Origin of the sequence: Spiroplasma corruscae (genome assembly GCF_002237575.1) — a bacterium.
Lineage (GTDB): Bacteria > Bacillota_I > Bacilli_A > Mycoplasmatales > Mycoplasmataceae > Spiroplasma_A > Spiroplasma_A corruscae.
Genome location: NZ_CP022535.1, coordinates 642,091 through 664,504, shown reverse-complemented (window position 1 = coordinate 664,504; position 22,414 = coordinate 642,091). Strand labels below are relative to the sequence as shown.

The window sequence follows — 22,414 nt, the reverse complement described above, 5'->3', positions numbered from 1 at the left end:
AATGGGAAAAAATATGAATTATACACTAGAAGAATTAAAAAAATTAAAAGTAAACTTTCATTTTAATATGTTTTGTAATATGAGATGTAATTTTTGTTTTTATGCAGTTGAAGTAGCGAAGGCTAAAAAAGTTGTTAATAAGTTAGATGATTGAATAAAAATAGTAGAAAAATTAAATGTATTTAAAGCAATAAACTTTGCTGGTGGAGAACCAACATTATATTGAGATGAATTAAAATCCATTTCTAAAAGAAGCAAAGAAGTAGGACTTAAAACAAGTTTAATAACTAATGGGTCACTAATTTCTAAAAAGGAAGAAAGTGATGTTCTAGAAGTCCTGAGAAATTTTGATACAGTTGGTTTAAGCATGGATTCTTCTTTAATATCTAATAATGAAAATTCAGGTAGAGCAATAGGAGGTAAAAGTTCATTAACAAAGAATGATTATAAGTTAATAGCAGAGAGAATTAAAAAAGCAGGATGTATTTTTAAAATTAACTCTGTAATACATTCTCAGAACTACCAAGAAAAACTAATAGATTTTATAAAAGAATTAGGTCCTAAAAGATGAAAACTTATGCAAGTTACAGATGTTAAACAACCTGAGTTTATTAATTATAAGATTACTAAGGCAAAGTTTGAGTATTTTATTAAAAATAATAGCTTAGATAAACCTAATAACCAATTTTCAACTTCTATTGAAGATGAAGAGACAGTATTTACGAGTTATGTAATGATTGATGGAGAAGGTATTTTTTACGATTCTAATTGAGCAACTAGAAAAGATGCTATTAGCTTATTGGAAGAAAATGTAGATTTATTAAAAGAATTTAATAAATGTGGGTTTAACTTGAAATCACAGTTAGAAAGATATAGAAAAGAAATTTAATTCTAGTAATTTTACAAGTTATGATAATGCTTTGTTGTTAAAGAGAATATATAATGTAAGCTAATAAAAATTTATAACAATAAAAACAATTAAAATGTGTATGTCATTGTAAGCGAAATGACATTTTTTTGTATTTCTTTAATTTTATTTATTATTAAATAAATTATTTTTACAATATTGTATACAATATATATAATTGTATACAATATTGTGTATAATAGTTTCAAAGAGAGGTATGTATGTATAAGTTTTTAACGACTGAAGAGAATGAAAAATATGTTAGTAAAAAGAGTAACTCTTTAGTTATATTTGAGAAGAAATCCAAAAAATTAAATGCGTATAAAGAAAAAGAGTACTTTAAAATGGAAAAAAACTATCAAAAATGTAAACTTAGTTTTTTAAATAAAAGAGAAAAACTTAAAAATAAACTTGAATTAAGTAAAAAAGTACTAGAAGAAAAATATCAGAGTAATAAATTAAATGATATTAATTATAATAATTATTTTAGCTCACTTGAAGAAATATATTCAAAAAAATTATTAAATTTAGATGAAGATCTTGATATTATGGAACAAAATTATGTTTTAGCAAAGCAAGACATAGAAGATGGGTTTCAAAACTCTGTAAATTATAATGAAAAAGTATACATAAGATCAATTGAAAAAAAGTTTGCTAAAATAGATTTTAAAAAACAATTTAAAATAGAAAAAAGTAAAATTATCAATAAAAACACTGATAAAAAGGAGTTTAAATTAAGGTTATTAGAAATCAAAAGAAGTATTTATGAAAATAGTAATAAGGAATATATTCCTTTTCAGTTAGCTTTTATTAATTGAAAACAACGCAAAAAAGAGAATTTTGAATTATGGAAATTGAAGAAACAAAAGCAATTGATTGAAATGAAGCATTATTCATTCAAGGATTGGATTACTTTAAGAATTTACACTATACCATTATATTTATTATTGATTATGGTTGGAGTTGTTGTAGCTGCATTTATAACTGGTATAGTTACAGATAAAATGATCTATGCTTTTAGTATTCTACTAACTTTATCGATAGTATTTGGTGTATTATTCACAAAAATACCTATTTGAAATAAATATTTAGGTGGAGCACTTATTGGTTGTATGATTATTGGTAGTTTGTTTGTTAAGTTTAATGTTTTGCCAACAGAGGTTGAAACATCGATAAAAGTTTGATTTGAAGAGCAGGATTTTGTAGGATTCTATATTTCTGTTTTATTGGTTGGTGCAGTTATATTAATACCAAAAAAAATGATTGTTAAAGCAACAGGTGGTTTTTTTGCCATTATTATTATAGGTACATTGGGAGCTACAGTTGTCGGTTTATTAGGAATGCTAGCAACCGGTTTGTCAATGAAGGAATTTTTATTAAATTATTGATTACCAATTTTATGTAGTGGTAATGGTGGTGGTATTCAACCAATTGGTGAAATAGCTGCTCAAAATGGTTTTAATAAAAAAGATTGAATGTCTTCTGCTTTAACTGTATCAACTGTTGCTTCTATTCTATCGGTAATTATGGCTGGAATTTTATCAGCAATTGGTAAAGTTAGGCCATCATTATCTGGGGATGGTAAACTTGTAAAAAAAGATATTCATACAACCGAAAGAAAATCAGAAGCAAAAGATAGAAATATTGCTGTAGCTGTATTAATTATTGGAATTATTTATATTGCATCAGACACTTTAGCAAATAAAGTATTTACAAAAGATATGATTGGTATACTAATACCTAACTATGCTTGAATGATTGTAATTGGTATAACTTTAAATATATTAAATATAATTCCAAGAGAAATAAAAAAGGGAATTAGTAAAGTAAATATATTCATTTCCAAACAAACAACTTGGTTGTTAATGTTTGCTGTTGGAATGGTATATATTAATTTTGATAAATTTGTTAATGCTTTAAGTCCTACTACATTGCTTTTATGTTTATCGTTTGTTGTTGGTGCATCAATTTTTCCACTATTTGCTGCTAAATTATTCAAATTCTATGGAGTTGAATCAGCAATAGCGGGTGGTTTATGCATGACTGCCCAAGGTGGAGCGGGTGCAATAATGGTACTGGGAACAAGTAATAGAATGGAATTAATGCCTTGAGGACAAATAACTTGCAGGATAGCTGGAAGTGTTATTTTAATATTAGCAGGAGTTTTCTTCTCAATATATGCAAATGAAGCAGTTCCGGTGGGATTGTTATAAGAAAGGTAAAAATATGAAAGATATTTCGATTACAGTAGGTAGTGTTGAATCTGGAGATTTGATGGTAGTAATTTCCAACTCAACAAATAACAAATTAGAAATAGATGTTAAATCTAAGTTTCTAAAACAATACAAGGATGAAATTTATTCAATTGTTAATGATGTATGTAAATCAAAAAATGTAAATAATTTAAAAATAGAAATAAATGACCAAGGTGCTATCCCAGCGGTTATTAGAGCAAGAGTCATAGCAGCTCTTGAAAAATGAGGTTCATAGTCTATGAAAAATTGGAAAATAAATCGTAGTCGTAGACATATGTTATTTGTACCGGCAGATAAACCAGCGATGTATCGTGATGTTGTATTTTATAAACCTGATACTATTATGTTTGATTTAGAAGATGCTGTATCTTATTCAGAAAAAGATAGTACAAGAATTTTACTGAGAGAAATATTAACTGATATGGATTACAATAAATATAATATTGAAACTTGTGTAAGGGTTAATGGGATAGATACTGAATGATTTGAGAAAGATATTGAAGCTTGTGTGCAATCTAATGTGAATATGATTAGATTGCCAAAGGTTGAAAAAGTAAGTGACATTGATTATGCGGTTAAAACTTTAGAAACATATGAAAAAAAATACAATAGAGAAGATAAGGTATTATTATTTTTAGCATTTGAGAGTGCATTAGGAATATTAAATGCATTTGAAATAGCGAAATCATCAGAAAGAATTCAAGGAATAGCACTTGGTGGGTTTGATTACTTGCTAGATTTAAAAGGTGATAAAACAATTGAAAGAACTGAACTATTATATGCAAGACAACATCTTGTGCATGTTGCCAGAGCACTTAAATTAGATGTATTTGATGTAGTCTATTCAAATGTTAATGATAAAGATGGGTTTGTAAAAGAATTTAAATTTGTAAAATCATTAGGATTTAATGGTAAATCAGTTATTCACCCAAATCAAATTAGATATATAAATGAAATATTAAAACCAACTCCAGATCAAGTAGAGTATGCTCTTGAAATGGTAAAAGCATTTAACAAGAGTGTTGAAGATGGTGTAGGAGTCTTTTTATTTAGAGGAACAATGGTTGATAAACCTGTTGTAGAAAAACAAATAGAAATATTAAAGTTAGCAGAAGATTTTGATTTAGTTAAGAAAGGGGATTATTAAAATGAGTGATAAATTAAAACAAACCGAATTAGATAAAATTAAAGATATAAGTTATAAACTTAAAGCATATAATCCTCAAGAATTAAAAACTTCAGGTTTTTCAACAAATAAAACTTCTCTACCAAATTATGGTGTTAATCGTAGTAAAATTGTTTCTCTTGAAGAAGCAATTAAAAATTCAGGATTAAAAAGTGGAATGACAATATCATTCCACCATCATTTTAGAAGTGGTGATAAAACTATTAAACTTGTAATGGAAATAATTGATAAGTTAAAAATAAAAGATATAACTATTGCTAGTAGTAGTTTTACTGACGCACATAATTTCTTAGTTGATTATATTAAAAGAGGTGTTGTAACTGGTTTAGAAACATCAGGTTGTAGAGATGAATTAGGTAAATTTGTTTCATCTGGAGAATTTAAAAATACAATGATCATAAGAAGTCATGGTGGTAGAGCTAGAGCTATTGAATCTGGTGATTTGAAAATTGATGTGGCATTTATTGCAGCTAGTTCTTCTGATGAAATGGGAAATTGTAATGGAGTAATCGGAAAATCTGCTTGTGGTAGTTTGGGTTATGGAATGGTAGATGCTCAATATGCTTTAAAAACTATTATAATAACTGATCATTTGGTTGATTATCCAAATAAAGTAATATCAATATCACAAAGTTTAGTTGATTATGTGGTTGTTGTAGATGAAATTGGAGATCCTAATAAAATAGTTTCAAAAGAGATAAGATTGACTTCTGCTCCAAAAGAAGAAATTATTGCAGATTTTATATCAAAAGTAATTGTAAATACAGAATTATTTAAAAACGGTTTCTCTATTCAAATGGGTACTGGAGGAGCTTCATTATCAGCAATTAAAGCGTTAACTGACAATATGATTGCAAAAAATATTAAATCGTCATTTTGTCTCGGAGGTATTACAGGACATCAAGTAAAATGATTAGAAGATGGATTAACTACAGCTTTATTTGATACTCAATGTTTTGATACACTAGCGGTTAATTCTATTGCAAATAATAAAAATCATATTGAAATATCAGCTTCAATGTATGCTAATGCACATAATAAATCACCATTTGTAAATAAACTTGATTATGTTATCTTAAGTGCATTAGAGGTAGATTTAGATTTTAATGTAAATGTAATAACTGGTAGTGATGGAGTAATAAGAGGAGCACAAGGTGGTCATCCAGATACAGCTCAAGGTGCTAAAATTACAATTGTAGCATTACCACTAATAAGAGGAAGAATGAGTTGCGTTGTTGATAGGGTAACTTCAATTGTTACACCTGGTTCATCTGTCGATGTTATTGTTACTGATTATGGAATTGCTGTAAATCCTAAAAGAAAAGATATTATAGAAAGTTTAAACAACAAGAACATCAAAACAGTTTCATTAAAAGAAATGATGGACTTTGCTTATAGTATAGTTGGAAAACCTAAAAAAATAGAGTACGATTATTCAAAACCAGTTGCAGTAGTTGAGTATAGAGATGGGACAATTATAGATATAATATATAAAGTTAAGGAATTATAATAAATGCAACAATTACTAGAAAAAATTTTAGATGCACGTGAAAATAGAACTAGGATATTAAAATCAAAACTAGAAAACTCAGAGTTTGTAGTAACCTTGTCTCTCAATATTCCTGGAATAAGTAAAAAAGGAGATTTAAAATTAAAGTTCATCCAAAAATGTTTCTATGAATATTTAAGTAATTTGAAAAAGTTTTATGAAACAATAAACTTCGATTTCTTTGAAGATGAAGCAGGATACATATATTACATTGAAGTTGCAAAAGGTGATCCATATCAAGTAAAAAAACTAGCCCTTGATTTTGAAGATATATTAGGAAAACATTCAAGCTTAGTAGATATTGATGTTTATCTTTCGCTTACCAAAAAAATTACAAGAGAAAATCTAGCAAAGTTACCCAGGGTATGTTTGATTTGTGATGAATTTGCAAAAAATTGTGCCTTCAAACAAAGACATCCAATTGAAGAATTAGAAAAAGTTGTTGATAATTTATTAAATCTAGAAATAGCATTTGCATTTTCAAAACAGTATATAATGCACGATATAATTAATGATGTTTCAGAAGGAAAATTATCTCCTTCAGATAGATTAAAAGAAGTAGAACTTTCAAAAAAATATAATGTATCAAGAACAAAAATAAGAGAAGTTATTGCTACTTTAACTGAATATGGTTTATTAGCTTGAAGAAAAGATATTGGAGTTATAGTAAAACAATTAACTTATGCAGAATTAACAGAAGTAATAGAATTAAGAAAATGTGCAAAGTTAATTATCTTTAAAGATATTTTTGAAAAAATAAAAAACAAAGACCATAGAGTTGTTGTAGAAAGAGTTTTAGAATACTTACAATTTCTTGATAGATCTAATTTAGATTTATTAAAAAAATGAAATGAAGAGTTTTATGCTTTATTATTTTCAATTTCAGATAAATATTTTACCAAAAACCTTTTTAATAAATTTGAAATATTATTTTCTAATGTAAGATATTTAATTAGCAAAAAAGCTGAAAGTTATTTTTATGTTATACACGAACAACATATTAATATATGCATTGCATTACTAACAAAAAGTTTCAAAGAATTAAATAAATCAATAGAGTTATATTTTGAAGATATTCAAAAAATTATAATAAAGGTAATGGAAAATGAATAATATAACAACTTACTATATTGATTTAGAAAATAAAATTGAAGTAAATAGAGTGAAAGAATTTTTAAATAAATTTAATCTAGATTATAACCTAGTCGATGCTACATTAGTTATAAAAAATGAAAATCAAAATATAATTGCTACTTGTAGTAAATTAAATAACGTAATAAAATGTGTTGCAGTAAGTGAAAACTATTTAAATCAAAATTTATTAAACAAATTAATTACTGAAATATCAAGATTAATTTATTCTCAAGGCGAAAAAGAAATATTTGTATATACTAAACAGAAAAATAAATATATCTTTGAAGATTTAAATTTTAAAAGTATTGTTACAACTGATAATGTAGTATTTTTGACTAATAATTATGACAATTATTTAAAATATAAAAATTATTTATTAAAATCTATTACAGCTGATAAAACTTGTATATTAGTGATGAATTGCAACCCATTAACTCACGGTCATGCATTTTTGATTGACTACGCATCAAAAAATTTTGAAAAGGTTTTAATTATACCAGTTAAAGAAGATGTTTCACTTTTCACTTATAACGAAAGACAAAAAATGATTCTTACATATATTAAAAGTTTTAAAAATGTTGATTTAATAAATGGGTCTAATTATCTTGTTTCTAATGTAACTTTTCCAAGTTATTTTTTAAATAATGAAAATGAAGTTGTCTTATCGCAGGCAGAGATTGATGCAAAAATTTTTGTAAATCTATTTGAAAGTAAGAAAAGATTTATTACGAGATTAGTAGGTAATGAGCCATTCTCAAGAACAACTAATCTATATAATAAAGTTTTAGATAAAATTCTAAATAAAAACGAAATTTCTTTTTTAGAAATAGAAAGACAAAAAATTAATGGTGAAGTTGTTTCAGCATCTCAAGTTAGAAAAAACATTTATGAGAACAAAGAATGAAATTATTTAGTTCCTAATACTACAATAAAAATAATTAGTAAAATAAATCTTAATAAAAGAATGATTGATAAAAATATATATAAAAAAAATTAATACTTATTCTTAATAAGAAATAAAACTAAAACAAGTATATCAGCAGCACCACCGGGTGAAATATTTCTATGTATTGAATAATCATTAAATTCTTTAATCTCTAAATAAAATTTTTTATCAAATTTATCTCTATCTATTAATAACAAAATATTATTCATCTTGGTTTTTATTTTATTATAATTATTAAATCCTATTTTATTTATTAATGTTGTATCATCAATTTCTAAACAACATTTTATAAGTAAAAAAAATAACTTGTAATTATGTTTTAACTTTAAGTCTTTAATTTTCTTTTTGTAAAAACTATAAATATCAAATACTACGCTATAACCATCACAAGCAACATGTCTAGCGCTTTTAACTTTATATTTTAAATATAGTTTAGAACCATATGTATTAATATTTTTATAATCAAAATTATCTAAAGTTTTACAAAAACTTTTTATATAGTTTTTTAGATTATTATATTTTTTATTATAAGTTATGTAACAATAATAAAAAATACCTAGAGCAAATATTAATCCTTTATGAGTATTAATATTATTAGTTTTTTTGAACATTTCAATTTCATACTTTAATCCAATATTTTTAAGATTTTCAAAATTCTTTATAGTGTTAAATTTATTATTTATCTCTTTTAAATATTGCTTTAATATTTTGTAACTTTTTAAAAAAGTTTTATAATTCATATCATTGTGACTACCAGAGTTCTTTTTTGATACTAATCCTAAACAAGGATAAAAAGTAATTTCTGTTTTTATTGATTTAAGTGCATTATTAAGTACTTTTTTCATATGATTACCTCTATAAAATTATAATTGAAAGGAAATATAATTAATGTCAAATATAAAAAAACATATTGAAGAATTTAAAAAATATCGTATTTCTACAATCGTGAGAACTGATTCTTATAATAATGCTTATAGGATTGTGAAAGCATCACATGAAGCTGGGATAAAATTTATAGAGTTAACACTTACAATACCTGATGCATATAAATTGATTAAAACTTGTCGCGAAGATTTCCCTGACTTATTTATAGGTGCTGGAACAGTGTTAACTTTAGAAGAAGCAAAAAAAGCGGTAGAAAATAAGGCGCAATATTTGGTTTCTCCAGTTTCAAATATCGAAATTTTAAAATGATCAAATGATAATGATATCTTATTTGTAGCTGGAGCATTAACTCCAACAGAAATGTATAATTTACATATAAATGGGGCAAAACTAATCAAATTTTTTCCAGCTACTTCAATGCCTATGAATTATATTCAATTAATTCATAATCCACATCCTAATTTTGAATTATTAGCAACTGGTGGAATAGACTATGAAAATGTAGATAAATTTATTAAGGCTGGTTGTATTGGTTGTGGTGTAACAGCTGATCTTGGTGGTGCTTCTGAAAGTTTGGATTATGAAGAAATAGTAAATATAGCAAGAAAATATGTTAATAAGGTTAATAATATATAAAATGATATATTATATTTAACTAATATTTATATAAAAAATAGGGTAAAATACAAGAATTATTATATTTTTCTAAATTAGCTTATTTTTTTATATTCATCATATAATAAATTTTATTTATTTAGTAGTTTTGATTATATTAATCTTTATAATTTAGTAAAAAACTAATTAATTTAAAATTAGTCTTGAACCCAATAAAATAGGGTTTTTATGAAATAAAACTTATAATTATTATTTGCAATTATTATTATAAGGAGTAATATTCTATTTGAGGAGAATGTAACATGGAAGAAAAGGTTATCATTGATGAGGACCTCGAATGGTATCAATTATCAAATGATGCGCTATTTGAAAGGTTAGAAGTTAATCCTGAAAAAGGTTTAAGTAAAGATCAAGTATTAAAAAAACGTGAAATTTTTGGTGAAAATATATTGCCATCATCTAAAAAACCAAGTATCTTATTAATATTTTTTAAAACATTTTTAGATCCATTGAGTTTAATAATGATTGTAGCAGGAGTTTTATCACTAATAATATCATTAGTAGTGGGTAAACTAACAGCCCCAGACATTGTTGGTTTAATAATAATTGCATTTATAGTTATAATAAATTCTATAATTGCTACAGTACAAGAAGTTAAATCTCAAAATTATGTATCTTCTTTAGACTCTAAGGAGAAAAAAGTAATACTAGTATTAAGAGATTCTGTAAAAAAAGAAATTCCAATTGAACAATTGGTGCCAGGAGACATTATTTATGTAAAAGCAGGAGATTTTGTGCCTGCTGATATTAGAATAATTGAAAACCAATTAGCACTTATAGATGAATCAGCTTTAACAGGAGAAAATGAACCAGTTTTAAAAGATGATGAAGCTATAACTTCTAATAATCTAGTATTAGGTGATCAAAAAAATATAGCATTTATGTCAACTTTGGTTATGGAAGGTAAATTATTAGGAGTAGTGTTTGGAACTGGTAAAGATTCTCAAATTGGGAAAATAGCAACAAATATTACTACATCAAATAAAGAAAAGACACCGCTTGAGGCAAAAGTTATTAGATTAACAACCATTATTGGTATAATTTCATTAATCTTAGGTCTTATCTTATTTGGATTATCTTGATTATTCAAAGATAATCTAGATGAAGGTGTCAGATCTTGAAATAGATTAATGCTTATTGCTGTATCAGCTGCAATTTCTGTCATTCCAGAGTCATTAACTATTATAGTTAAAATATGTTTAATGGTTGCTACTAAAAAAATGGCTAGAAAAAATGTGTTAATAAAAAATCCAAAATCTATTGAAACATTAGGAAACATTAATGTTATTTGTACTGATAAAACTGGTACACTAACCCAAAATAAAATGTCAGTAGATAAAGTTTTTTACAACTTTAAAGAAACTTTAGTAAATGAAGTTGATTTAGAAAATAATAAAGAGTTCTTTAATTGTATTGCTCTATGTAGTGATGCGGTTATTAGTAAGAAAAAACTTGGTAGTCCAACCGAATTAGCTTCAATTGAATTAGCTATAAAAGCAAAATGTAATTACAAAAAACTTAGAAAAGATTATAAAAGAATTGATGAAATTCCTTTTGATTCCAAAAGAAAAATGATGACTACATTAAATTTGATTGATGATAAAAAGTTTGTTTATTCAAAAGGAGCACTCGATTACGTGTTAAAAAACTGTTCTTATAAATTAATTGATGGCGTGAAAACAAAGTTAACAGAGGAAGATAAGAAAGTTATTATTAATACGATTGAAAATTTTGCTAGTCAAGGGCTAAGACTTTTGGGTCTTGCATACAAAGAAAAAACAATGCCAAAAGAAAGGTATGAAAAAGATTTAATTTTTTTAGGTGCATTAGGGATAATAGATCCCCCTAGACCTGAAGTTAAGGAAGCTGTTGAAATAGCTCGTAATGCTGGTATCAGAGTAATTATGATAACTGGTGATCATAAAATAACTGCACATGTAATTGCTTCTAGATTAGGAATTGTTGATGATGAACACAATGATGTGATAACTGGTCAAGAAATAGAGGAATTATCTGATGAAGATTTAAAAATAAAATTAAAAACTACCAATGTATTTGCTAGAGTTAATCCAGAACATAAGGCGTTGATTGTTGACTGTTTACAATCAGAAAAAAACATTGTAGCTATGACTGGCGATGGAGTTAATGATTCACCTAGTTTAGTTAAAGCTGATGTTGGTATTGCTATGGGTATAAATGGTAGTGGTGTTGCTAAGGAGGTTAGTGATGTTATATTATCAGATGATAATTTTAAAAGTATTATTTCAGGTGTTAACTCAGGAAGAAATGTATATGAAAAAATTAAGTACTCAATCTCATTTTTAATTGCAGCTAATATTAGTCAAATAATTACTATTTTATTAATTTTAGCGATTGAAAAAGATTTGGCCCTAAGTTCAGTTAACATATTATTTCATATTTTTATTGTTGAAACAATTATTGCAATACCAATTGGAATGGGTAAGGAAAGAAAAGGGGTAATGAACAATAAACCCCCACTAAATAAAAAAGAGTCCGTTTTAAAAGGTATAATACTTCAAATAACCTTAACAACATTATTTAATTCAATATTTGCATTTTTAAATTATCAATTAACTTTTTTAATTTTAGATACGACAAATCCATATAGAGCTGATTTTGCAAAAACTGGTGTTTATATTGCAATCATATTTGGTCCAATATTTTATGCTTTATTATATAATGATACATTTTTACCAATTAGTTTAAGAATCAAAACTGCCAAAAAAGATAAATTTAAACTTAATTATTATTTAATAAGTTTTATGTTTTTAGCAATAATAACAACTGTGATAACATTATTACCAATAGAAAAACTTAATGCATTCTTTGAATTTAGAACTGAAAACATGCCATATTATTTATGATTGTTATTTTTCTTGTTTTCATTTGTTCAGTTACCATTTATTTATTTTGGATATAACCTATTAAAAAAAACTATAAGCTATTATTCAAAAAATAAGAGTGCAATAAAAAGTCAATAATTATTCTTAATAAAATGAATATAAAAACATATATTTTAAATATATGTTTTTTTGTTTAATATATCATAATACTTGGTTGTTATTTTTTAATTAAATTTATATATAAAACACATACACATACTATTAAATAATGTTATTAGTGTATAACAAAATTAACATTGGTCTACTTAACTTACTTTTTCCTGAATAATAATAAATTATATATAAACTAGTTATAATAAACTGGTTTATTTTGTTTTAATACCAAAATTATTATGACTAAAAAAAATAAATCTATATAATAATTTAAGTGATTTACTTATTAGTATTAATGAAATAGAAGGACACTATATGAATAAATTTCGATGAATTATTACAAGTTTTTTATTAATTATTTTTTCAATAGGTGCATATTTACTTGCAACAGTATCTTCATATAATGTTTATGATAAAACATTTTCAAAAAGATTTGATAATAAGTTTCATGCCCAAATGCAAGAGCGTGGTCTAATGAATGATATCTTAGGAAGTTTTTATCGTGATGGATATTGACATGTATATTATTTATATAACAATCAAGCTATATTTGATGATAATGGTTATAATCATGGGAAATGAGGTTCAACAATTTATCACGTAACAACTAAGGATTGAATTAATTGAAATTATGTTGGTATTGCAGCGGATAAAGATTTAACTTATTATAACGATATTTCATCAGGGTCAATTTTTGAAGATAAAAATAATTTCTTTAATTATGGAGCTGGTACAATTATTGCTATGGTTTCATCATTTGCAAGAAACGAGCAAAATATAATGGGTTATTATTCTATTGATGGGGGATACAATTTTTTACCAATAAAAAATACTCCAATTATTGATAGAAAACAAGAGCATGATAATCCTGGTGATTTTAGAGATCCATTCTTTTTTGAAATGGATGGAAAATATATAATGTATTTAGCGGAAAATGATAATTTTGGTGTGTGGGTTGCAGATGAGCCAACAGGGGAATATTTTAAAACTGGTAAATACTATGCGAAACACCCAATGTTAGAGTGTCCTAATTTATATCAAATGAATGTAAAAAACTCAAATGAAAAAAAATATGTCTTATTTTATGGTGGTAATGGTGGATGAGGTGATAGTGCCGATAATTTATATACTGGTACGTATTATGTTGTAGGGGATATTGACAAAAACTTTGTATTTATACCAGATGAAAATCAAAACACTAAAAGATATGATTTTGGTCCTGATTATTACGCTGCAAAATTTATGGCAAACCAACAGTCAATTTTAAATATAGATAAATTAATTTCAACAGGTTGATTAGGAAGTTGGAATTATATTTATAATTTACCAGATGATGGTAGAATTGGATCGATGTCTGTTGCTAGAGAATTAGAGTTACAAAATATAGGTACTAAATCTAATCCGAATTATATAATAAATTCTGAGTTTATGGGATTTGAAAACATTAATTTAAGTAAGACAGTTTATTTAAATCAAAATAATAGTTTTACAGAATTAGGTGGAAGTTATAGAATGGTAATTGATTTAGAAAATCTAACTGATTATGATAAAGAGATTATTCTTAATTTTAAAGCTAATTTATATAATGCAAATGTCAAGTTAGATTTCTTAAATAATAAAATATCTGTAAAAAGAGATTCATCATTTGCTCCTTTAAAGAATAATGAGCCATTTTCTAAAGTTAGAGAGTATAATGTAAATTTAAAAAATCCATATAGAAATAAAATTGAGATATTAGTTGATAAAACTGTTATTGAAATGAAGTTTCCTGATGGATCTGTTTACACTATGCTTAAATTTTTAGATGAAAATGATATTGAATTAATAAACTTTGAAGCTGGAGATGAATTGAAAATAAAATATGATGTTTATACTTTATAAAAGATAAAATAAAATCCATTTATTAAAAAAATGGATTTTATTTTATCTAATATTTTCTTTTGATTTAAAATAATGTTCTATAATTTTTTTATTAATATTTATAGTTTCAATATCTTTATCAATAAACCTTTCACCACCATAAAATACTTTTGCATCAGGATGATATAGTTTTACATAGGTTCTATATTTTCTTTTAAATTGATCATATGAACAATTTGTATTTAATCCAAAATATTTAAATGCACTATCTAATGAATTATTTTCAGAACTATTTTTAGAACTATTTTTAGATCCTGTTTTTTTATTGTGTTTATTTTGAAAATCATTATAGTTTTTTTCTAACTTATTAATAACTTTATCAATTAATTCATAATATCATTCTTCACCATAATCTATTATTTTTGAAATACTGTAAAAATCTTGATAATTATTTGATTCGAACTTTCTTAATTCATTGTATAGAAAACAAAGAAAATCACTTAAAATGGTTGAAGATGCATTTAGTATCTGTTTGTGAAAATTATTATAAGTTAATATATTTATCTTTGTAATGTTACTAATCAATCTTAGATTTAAATCTAAAGTTATTGATGCATTATTTGCAAACTTATAATAAGCTGCCTTAAAAAGTAATCTATTATAATTTGATAAATTTATATAGTAGAATGATGATTCAATATTTTTAACATAAAAAGGAAATAGTGTTAATTCAAATCTTTCATCACCTAAATAAGTATTATAATTGTTACTTTCAATGTTCTTGTGTAAGTACTTACAAAATTTATTGTATTCATAATTTTTTATTATGTCTTCTAATTCTTTATTCTGTAGTACTATATCTTCTCTAAATTCTTTGTTTCACTTCCCAATTTTAAATAGTCTTGAATGTCTATAGTATTTAAATGATTGAGTTACATAATAATCATATTTTTTATCAAACCTATTATTATCATTAAGCTTTCTTTCGAATAATCTTTTTGTTAATGTTATTAAACAAATATGTATAAAAAATTTAACTTGAGTATCTAATGAAAATAAATTAAGTATTAGCACTACTAATGTTGTTAAATATAATACAAAAAATATAAGAAATAGCTTAAGCGAAGTATTAAAAACATCTTTTGAATTATAATATACAAGTTCTTGATTACTATCATCTATCTTTACATAATAAAATGATTTAATGTATAAATTATATAATTCGAATATAAAATATAAGATTAAACATCCAGAAATAAAGAAATAAAATATATAGATAATATTAACAAATTTGTGGCTTGTTTTTACTAAGTGTTTTTTTGGTAAAAAATCAAACAAGTATGTTACAGAAGTTAATAAATAAAATAGTGAGCACACCAAAATACATATAAGTAAAATAAATAATTTTGAATTCTGGTTAATAACAGTGCCTCCGTTATTATCGTCATAGTTTAATAACTCTTTTACATAATAATCAAATTTATTAATATTAAGATTGTATACTTGAATAAATATGATTGATACACTTGTAAGAGTTAACACAATTAATAGTAAAATAGACCTTGCCAATTTATATTTGGCCATTTTCTTTTCCTCCCTAAATTACAAAACTATTATAACACTTTTATGTTTAAATTTCAATATTAATATATTTATGTATTAATGTATGGTATAATTATAAGCACTTTTATATTATTAAAATATAAACTATATTTTCTATATTTTAATAATATATCTATAAAGAGTTATAAATTATAACTCAAATAAAATGGCAAAAAGCAAAAAAAACATAGTAAATTTACAGTTTTTTGTTTAAATCAATTAACTCTAATTACACTTAGGAATGATCGTTTATCTTAAGAGGGTAGTTTAAATAAAAAAAACAAGTTTAAACGATCATTAAACAAATAAGAAGAGTATTTTTTAAATCAATAGAATATGAGTTATTAACTTACTACAAGAAAGGGTTATATTCTTACAATTGTTTTTTTATATAGAATATATTAGTAAATTTGGATTAATGCGTTTTTTTAATATACATTTAAAACATTATTTTATTTATTCAATTTAACAAAATTATATATAATTAAAAAATGTATCTATTTTTAAAATAGATACATTTTTTAATGATGATGTATTAAGTCTTAATGAAGTTATCTTATCTGAAACTTTAAAAGACTTAATAAAATATCGTAAAAGCTATTACTTATTTTTTTTATTATTAAATAATTTATTTAGTATAATAATCTTCTAATATTTCTTTGTTAATATTTATTAGTGTTGTTTTTCTAACAAATTCATCTGTATATGAATGGTTTGCATCAGGGTGATACATTTTTACATACTCTCTATATCTTGCCTTAAATTCATTATAGGTTGAATTATATTCTAATCCAAAAAAGTCTAATGCTGTTTTAACCTTATCATTTTTATGAATTATTAAATCTTCACAATATTCACCTGTATACATTTCATCTTGTAATTTTATAATTTCGTTATATGTATTTTCAAATACTTTAGAAATTTCTCAAGTTAAGTTTTTATAAAATTCTCTTCCAATTTCGATAAACTTGTAACATTCTGAGTAGTTTTCATAATTTGATATTTCAAACTGTCTTAATGAGTTAAATAATTTTTGTATAAACTCAATTAAATGTTTTGAAAATAAATTAAGAATTTTTTTATCAAGTTCTTTGAATTTTAATATTTGTGTTGATATTCGTAAATATACTATATTTAAACTGTTTTCAAGTGAAGCGGCAACATGATAAATGAATTTATAAAATGATGTTATAAATAATTTTTTTGAGTATTCTGATAATAAAGAAATTACAAAATATGACTTTTCAATATTATTTACATAAGAGGGGTATAGACTAATACTAAAGTTTTCATCAGCAATAAAAATATTAATTTTTTTTTCATAACTATATACTATTAAACTTTTGAAACTAGAAGTTTCTTTATATTTTTGGATTAATTCTTCAAGTTCAAATGCTTCAAGAATAATATCACCTTTAAATTCAGGTTCTCAATATACTCTATTAAAGTTAGCAGATACTTTTTCATACCTTAAATTATTAGTAGACTTATTTACTCTTGAACTATTATTTTTTATATCTTTTTTTACTATTTTATTATTAATCATTTCATTATCATCAATTTTATATCTAAATGATAAGTATCTAAATATTTTTATTTGTGAAGAATTACTAAACATCCTAATAAAAGCTAATATAATTCAAATGAAGTAAATTGTAATATAAAAATATTTAAAATTAATAATAATATAGGTTGAATCATAATTAATTATTATAATTTTCTCTGAAAATTCCGAAAATATTTCCTTAAAAACATTTAAAATTAAATAATCAAAAGATAATATTGATATACCAGTTAAAAATGCTAGAAAACTATAAACTACATTTATTTTAAATATTTGTTTATCTTTTATTAATCCATTAACCAACATTCAAAATGAATAAATAATGAATCATACTCCTATTACAAATATTATTAATATAATTCAGAATAATCTCCCATTATAATTTAATGTTTTTGTATTATTTATAAGATCATAATTATACAAATTAAGAATTCCTTCAAGATAATTTTCTTTACTTTGTTGGAAATATTCAAGATAATGACAAGCAGACAATCCAACGCTTAAAAGTATAATCAAAATAATATTCTTCAATATCCTGATTTTATTCATATCTTACCTCTTATCATTAAATGCTAAATAAGTCAAAAATCTTATATAATAATTATAACAAAAAGGGCGAAATAAAAAATATACAATGTTAATTTAATAAAAAAGTTTATAAATCTAACAAATAGCAACAAAAAGACGTAATAAATGTTAATTCTACTGTTTGTTGATTAATGTTAATAATATTAAAAAATATCAATTGCTAATATATCAAAATATTGCTTTTGTAGTATATGATTTAGTTGGTAATATTTCAAATGATGTATATAAATGTGTAATTGTTGAACTAATATTTAGTTTTATTTATTAATCAATTATATCGCTCATGTTACTTGGTCGTGTTGAAGATTTAAGAAAATTAGTTATAATAAAAATATGGAGAACACAAAATGGAAGGTATTAATTTTAAAACGGTTTTTAACGTAGACAATAAAGTATTTTTTGATGCATTAATAATAAGAAAAGAAGTTTTTGTTGATGAACAAAATGTTGATATATCAGTAGAAATAGATGATTATGATGATAAAGCTTATCATGTAGTAGGTTATTTATTAAATGAAACAGTTTGTTGTGCAAGAGTATTTAATAAAGGTAATAGATGGTTTTGAGGAAGAATTGCTGTTCTCAAGAAATTTAGAAATAAAAAAGTAGGTTCAAAACTTGTAGAATTCTTAAAAGAATATTCAAAAAAAGAACTATATGCCAGTGAAGTATATATTCAGGCACAAACCCATGCCCTAGATTTTTATAAAAAATTTGGTTTTGAAGAATTTGGTGAAGAATATATGGAAGATGGGATTAGACACATAGATATGAAAATGTGCCTATAGAAAGCCCTTTTTAACAGTTAGAGTACATATTTGATAATTATTATATTAATTTAAGGTAATTTTTTACTTTATAATTATTAAAATAAAGTTTATATAATTAGAATAGTATAGTAAATTTATAATTTAGTAATAATTTAATCATAATCACTCAAAAAAAATTAATTAAGTCAATAATTAAAATAATTTTTTTTTACTTTTTTTATTTTTTTTATTTTTGCCCCTTAAACACTAGGTTTTTATAAGTTTTTTTACTTATTTTCAACACTATAGTTTGCATTGAATTATTAAATTTGTTATATTTCAAATATAGGAGGAAAAATAAACTTATGAAAAAGTTATTAGGAATTTTAAGTGGTGTATTAGTTGTATCGCCATTAGCAACAATGGTAACATCATGTTCACCATTGTTTAATAAATCAAGCGGTTTTTCTGATCCTAATCAGAATGATCCGATCGATTTTAAAAACCCTAACGCTGAAGGTGGTACAGATTTTCAAACAAGTGAAAATCTAATGAAAACTAGGGAAATGAATTGGGCTAGTGTATTAAAAACAGATTATAGTAGTTTAAGTAAAGGTGCAAGTTTAGGTAGAAGTGCATCAGTAAATAATTTAAGTTTTGCAAGTTCAAGTGATGATACAAGATCAACACTTGCTTTAAAAGATTTATTAAAGGATAAATTAGGAACAGGAACAGGTTTCAATCCATATACAGACATAGGTATAGTTGAAGATAGTAAAGAATATTTATTAAAAAATAAAGGATTAGGTTCAGCTTATAGAGATAAAGCTAATCTTGGTTCTTCAAAAGCAGCAAATAATGAGTATAATAATTTAGGTAAATTATGAAATGATAGTTCATTATTTAAAAAAGATGGTAATGATGGAATTACATTAGGGTTTATGCAAAATGCAAGTGATGAAAATGAACTTGTTCCAATGTGAGATGCTGCACCAAATAAAACAGATAATAAATCAGCAGATTGATTTAAAGCACGTTGAGATAAATGAACAAATCCAAGTGATGGGGAAAATAAATTAGATGCTTCTAAAGTTACAATTTCATTTGGGCCTTTTGCAAATTCATTATGACATGAAGCTTATAAAAATGGATATAATGAAGAACAACTTGCAGATAAATTAGCTGAAATCTCTAAAAACTATGGAACTAAAAAATTTGATTTTTATTTTGCATCTCCATATTTATCAAATAAAGGGAGTTATGCAGATTCACAAAGATTATTAGCAGGGGCATTAAAAATATTATTAGAAAGTGACAATGAATTTGACATTAGACTTTCATTGGTTGTTTCAACAAAAGATGGAATTTCAGGTAATGGTGTTAAAGAAGGTTGAAATGGTGATATAAGTTTACTTTCTGATGAAGAGTTTCCATTATATATGTTTACAAAATTTTTAGGAATGAACTTTAGATTAAATGTTGTGTTACCTTATTTAACAGTATCAGACTATAATAATGCTAATGGTAAAGAAGATTGAGAACTTCCTGTGATGAAAAAAGCAATTGAAGCAGTTGCTGAACAAAGATTAATTTTAAATAGCAATGTAAACGGTGTTAATAAATATGAAGTATCAGATTCTTACGCAAGAATGGTTATTACTCCTTGAATTGGAGTTAGAGCAGAAAAAGCTTACTATAATTTTGATGCAAATGACGCAATTGAATTAAAAAAATTTGCTAATGAAAAGAAAATTGGACAAGTTTCAATGTTTTATCTAACAAGAGATTATCCATCAAAATTAGAATTAACTGGAGACAATGCCAATAATTATGCTGATAAAAATGCATTAGACCAAAATATTAGATCTGGTTCAGGTTATGAAAAATTTACTTTCGCAAAAGCATTAAATGGAAGTCTAACTAAAGCTAAACAAGAAGTAAAAGGAGATAATATCAAAGACCTTGATGGATTTATGGATTATGATAAAGACATAAGAAACAACAATAGTCTTGACGAAGTCCAAAAAGAACAAGGAGCTGCACAATGAGATGGAGTTATTGGTGGTAATGATAATCAGTGATCAAATGGTGGTTCAACAAATGACGGAAATGTTGTAAACCCAACTACTCCTACAGTATCATCACAAAATTTATATGTAAAATGAAAAGATGCAAATCCAAATAGAGAAAGTAGCATTTCTGAAATAAATAACGTTGATAGTTCAACATATTTCTCGCCATATTTAGATGCTGGTTTATATGAAGGTAATGATATAAAATCAGTTACCGATAGTAGTGGATTGAATCATTTAACATTAGCATTTGTACAACAGGTTAATGCACATAACGATAGTTTAGATTTATCAATTGCTGGTATAGAAAATAAAGGTGATGGATTTGAATGATGAAGAAAATCTATTCTTTATGGCAAAGCGTTAAAACCATTAATTGATTCTAATAGTTTTGAAAATATTAAAGTAGCTTATGGTGGTGCTACAACTGGTGGATATATTGAAAAAAACCCATGAAATTTAGCACTAAAATTAGCAAATGGTGATAAAAATGCTGCCGCTTCTAGTTTAGCAACTGCATTAAAAGGATATAACCAAGATTTAACTGACTATGCTGCTTCAGAAAGTAATAAAACTTTAAGTATGCCTAAAAATATTGACTTTGATATTGAAGGTGGAGCACAAAATGATGATGATTCAAATGATGTATTAGCAATGACTCTTGCAAACATGAAAAAAGATGATAGTAGTTGAAACTTCTCAATTACTCTTCCAGTTTTACCAAGTGGTTTAACTAGTGTTGGTTATAAAGTAATGGATAAATTTGTTAAAGCTTATAAGGAAGCAGGTTTATCATATAAAGATATGCCAGTAATTAACTTAATGTTAATGGATTATGGTGACCCAATTTATTTAGAAGCAATTAGCAAAGGATTAACAAATTTTGATTTAGCACAACAAGCTATTGAAAGTACTAAAGAAAACATTGCAAAATCAATTATGAATAATTATGGAATTTCAAACCCAACAAACGGAGAAATTCATAGATTAATTGGAGCAACTCCAATGATAGGGGTTAATGATACAGTTGCTGGTGTATTTACATTAGAAGATGCAAAAGAATTATACAATTGAGCACACGCTGTTAACTTATCATATATAGCAATGTGATCAATGAATGATGATAGAGGTAAAATTAATAATATTGCTAGACCTAAATCATTAATAAACCATGGTCTTGGTTACTTAAATGAATATGACTTTGCAAAAGCATTTAACGGTAAATGAGATGATGGTGTAAAAAACCCAAATAAATTATAAAATTTTAATTATTTGAACTTTAAAACATATATTATTTAAAGATAAATTATATATGTTTTTTTTTATTTTAAATTAATAGTTTTTTTGCAGAAAAAAAAGAAAAAACATAATTTTTTCTTGGTCTCTTTAATATTGCTTATTACTAATATTAGTTTATAATATCTA

15 protein-coding genes are annotated in these 22,414 nt (G+C 24.5%); 12 read left to right on the top strand and 3 right to left on the bottom strand.

The window, feature by feature from the left end:
• Positions 1-13 precede the first annotated feature (13 nt).
• The 7 genes from SCORR_RS02970 to SCORR_RS02940 all read left to right on the top strand — a co-directional run bounded on the left by SCORR_RS02970 (position 14) and on the right by SCORR_RS02940 (position 8,028).
• On the top strand, positions 14-889 hold the full coding sequence (locus SCORR_RS02970) for a viperin family antiviral radical SAM protein (protein ID WP_157705370.1): 876 nt from the start codon (positions 14-16) through the stop codon (positions 887-889).
• 239 nt (positions 890-1,128) lie between these two features.
• Positions 1,129-3,120, top strand: a complete 1,992-nt coding sequence (locus tag SCORR_RS02965; protein ID WP_094048980.1) for a 2-hydroxycarboxylate transporter family protein — start codon at positions 1,129-1,131, stop codon at positions 3,118-3,120.
• 13 nt (positions 3,121-3,133) lie between these two features.
• A complete protein-coding gene (locus tag SCORR_RS02960) occupies positions 3,134-3,397 on the top strand; it encodes a citrate lyase acyl carrier protein (protein ID WP_157705368.1) in 264 nt (87 codons plus the stop codon).
• Positions 3,398-3,400: 3 nt separating this feature from the next.
• On the top strand, positions 3,401-4,309 hold the full coding sequence (locus SCORR_RS02955; RefSeq protein ID WP_094048976.1) for an aldolase/citrate lyase family protein: 909 nt from the start codon (positions 3,401-3,403) through the stop codon (positions 4,307-4,309).
• Position 4,310: 1 nt separating this feature from the next.
• On the top strand, positions 4,311-5,858 hold the full coding sequence (gene citF / locus SCORR_RS02950) for a citrate lyase subunit alpha (protein WP_094048974.1): 1,548 nt from the start codon (positions 4,311-4,313) through the stop codon (positions 5,856-5,858).
• 3 nt (positions 5,859-5,861) lie between these two features.
• A complete protein-coding gene (locus SCORR_RS02945) occupies positions 5,862-7,010 on the top strand; it encodes a citrate lyase holo-[acyl-carrier protein] synthase (protein WP_094048972.1) in 1,149 nt (382 codons plus the stop codon).
• On the top strand, positions 7,003-8,028 hold the full coding sequence (locus tag SCORR_RS02940; RefSeq protein WP_094048970.1) for a nucleotidyl transferase family protein: 1,026 nt from the start codon (positions 7,003-7,005) through the stop codon (positions 8,026-8,028). Before SCORR_RS02945 ends, SCORR_RS02940 begins: the two co-directional genes overlap by 8 nt.
• Here SCORR_RS02940 and SCORR_RS02935 read toward each other — a convergent pair.
• Positions 8,025-8,822, bottom strand: coding sequence for a triphosphoribosyl-dephospho-CoA synthase (locus SCORR_RS02935; protein WP_094048968.1), 798 nt, complete (start codon positions 8,820-8,822; stop codon positions 8,025-8,027). The two genes, SCORR_RS02940 and SCORR_RS02935, sit on opposite strands and share 4 nt — an antisense overlap.
• 43 nt (positions 8,823-8,865) lie before the next feature.
• Here SCORR_RS02935 and SCORR_RS02930 point away from each other — a divergent pair, with 43 nt between their 5' ends.
• The 3 genes from SCORR_RS02930 to SCORR_RS02920 all read left to right on the top strand — a co-directional run bounded on the left by SCORR_RS02930 (position 8,866) and on the right by SCORR_RS02920 (position 14,435).
• Positions 8,866-9,498, top strand: a complete 633-nt coding sequence (locus SCORR_RS02930; protein WP_094048966.1) for a bifunctional 4-hydroxy-2-oxoglutarate aldolase/2-dehydro-3-deoxy-phosphogluconate aldolase — start codon at positions 8,866-8,868, stop codon at positions 9,496-9,498.
• 281 nt (positions 9,499-9,779) lie between these two features.
• The gene (locus SCORR_RS02925; RefSeq protein WP_094048964.1) at positions 9,780-12,539 is read left to right on the top strand and encodes a cation-translocating P-type ATPase; all 2,760 of its coding nucleotides are present in this window, start codon (positions 9,780-9,782) and stop codon (positions 12,537-12,539) included.
• A gap of 330 nt (positions 12,540-12,869) precedes the next feature.
• The gene (locus tag SCORR_RS02920; protein ID WP_094048962.1) at positions 12,870-14,435 is read left to right on the top strand and encodes a glycoside hydrolase family 32 protein; all 1,566 of its coding nucleotides are present in this window, start codon (positions 12,870-12,872) and stop codon (positions 14,433-14,435) included.
• 42 nt (positions 14,436-14,477) lie between these two features.
• On the opposite strand, the gene SCORR_RS02915 is transcribed toward SCORR_RS02920, so the two are convergent.
• Together SCORR_RS02915 and SCORR_RS02910 are read right to left on the bottom strand one after the other, a co-directional pair.
• Positions 14,478-15,998 carry a hypothetical protein gene (locus SCORR_RS02915; RefSeq protein WP_094048960.1) on the bottom strand — a complete coding sequence of 507 codons (1,521 nt, stop codon included), beginning with the start codon at positions 15,996-15,998 and terminating at the stop codon, positions 14,478-14,480.
• A 646-nt stretch (positions 15,999-16,644) separates the two neighbouring features.
• The gene (locus tag SCORR_RS02910; RefSeq protein ID WP_094048958.1) at positions 16,645-18,129 is read right to left on the bottom strand and encodes a J domain-containing protein; all 1,485 of its coding nucleotides are present in this window, start codon (positions 18,127-18,129) and stop codon (positions 16,645-16,647) included.
• A gap of 386 nt (positions 18,130-18,515) precedes the next feature.
• On the opposite strand from SCORR_RS02910, the gene SCORR_RS02905 reads away from it, so the two are divergent.
• Positions 18,516-18,956 carry a GNAT family N-acetyltransferase gene (locus SCORR_RS02905; protein ID WP_094048956.1) on the top strand — a complete coding sequence of 147 codons (441 nt, stop codon included), beginning with the start codon at positions 18,516-18,518 and terminating at the stop codon, positions 18,954-18,956.
• 326 nt (positions 18,957-19,282) lie between these two features.
• Entirely contained in the window at positions 19,283-22,249 is a 2,967-nt protein-coding gene (locus tag SCORR_RS02900; protein WP_094048954.1) for a glycoside hydrolase family 18 protein, read from the top strand.
• Positions 22,250-22,414: the final 165 nt, after the last annotated feature.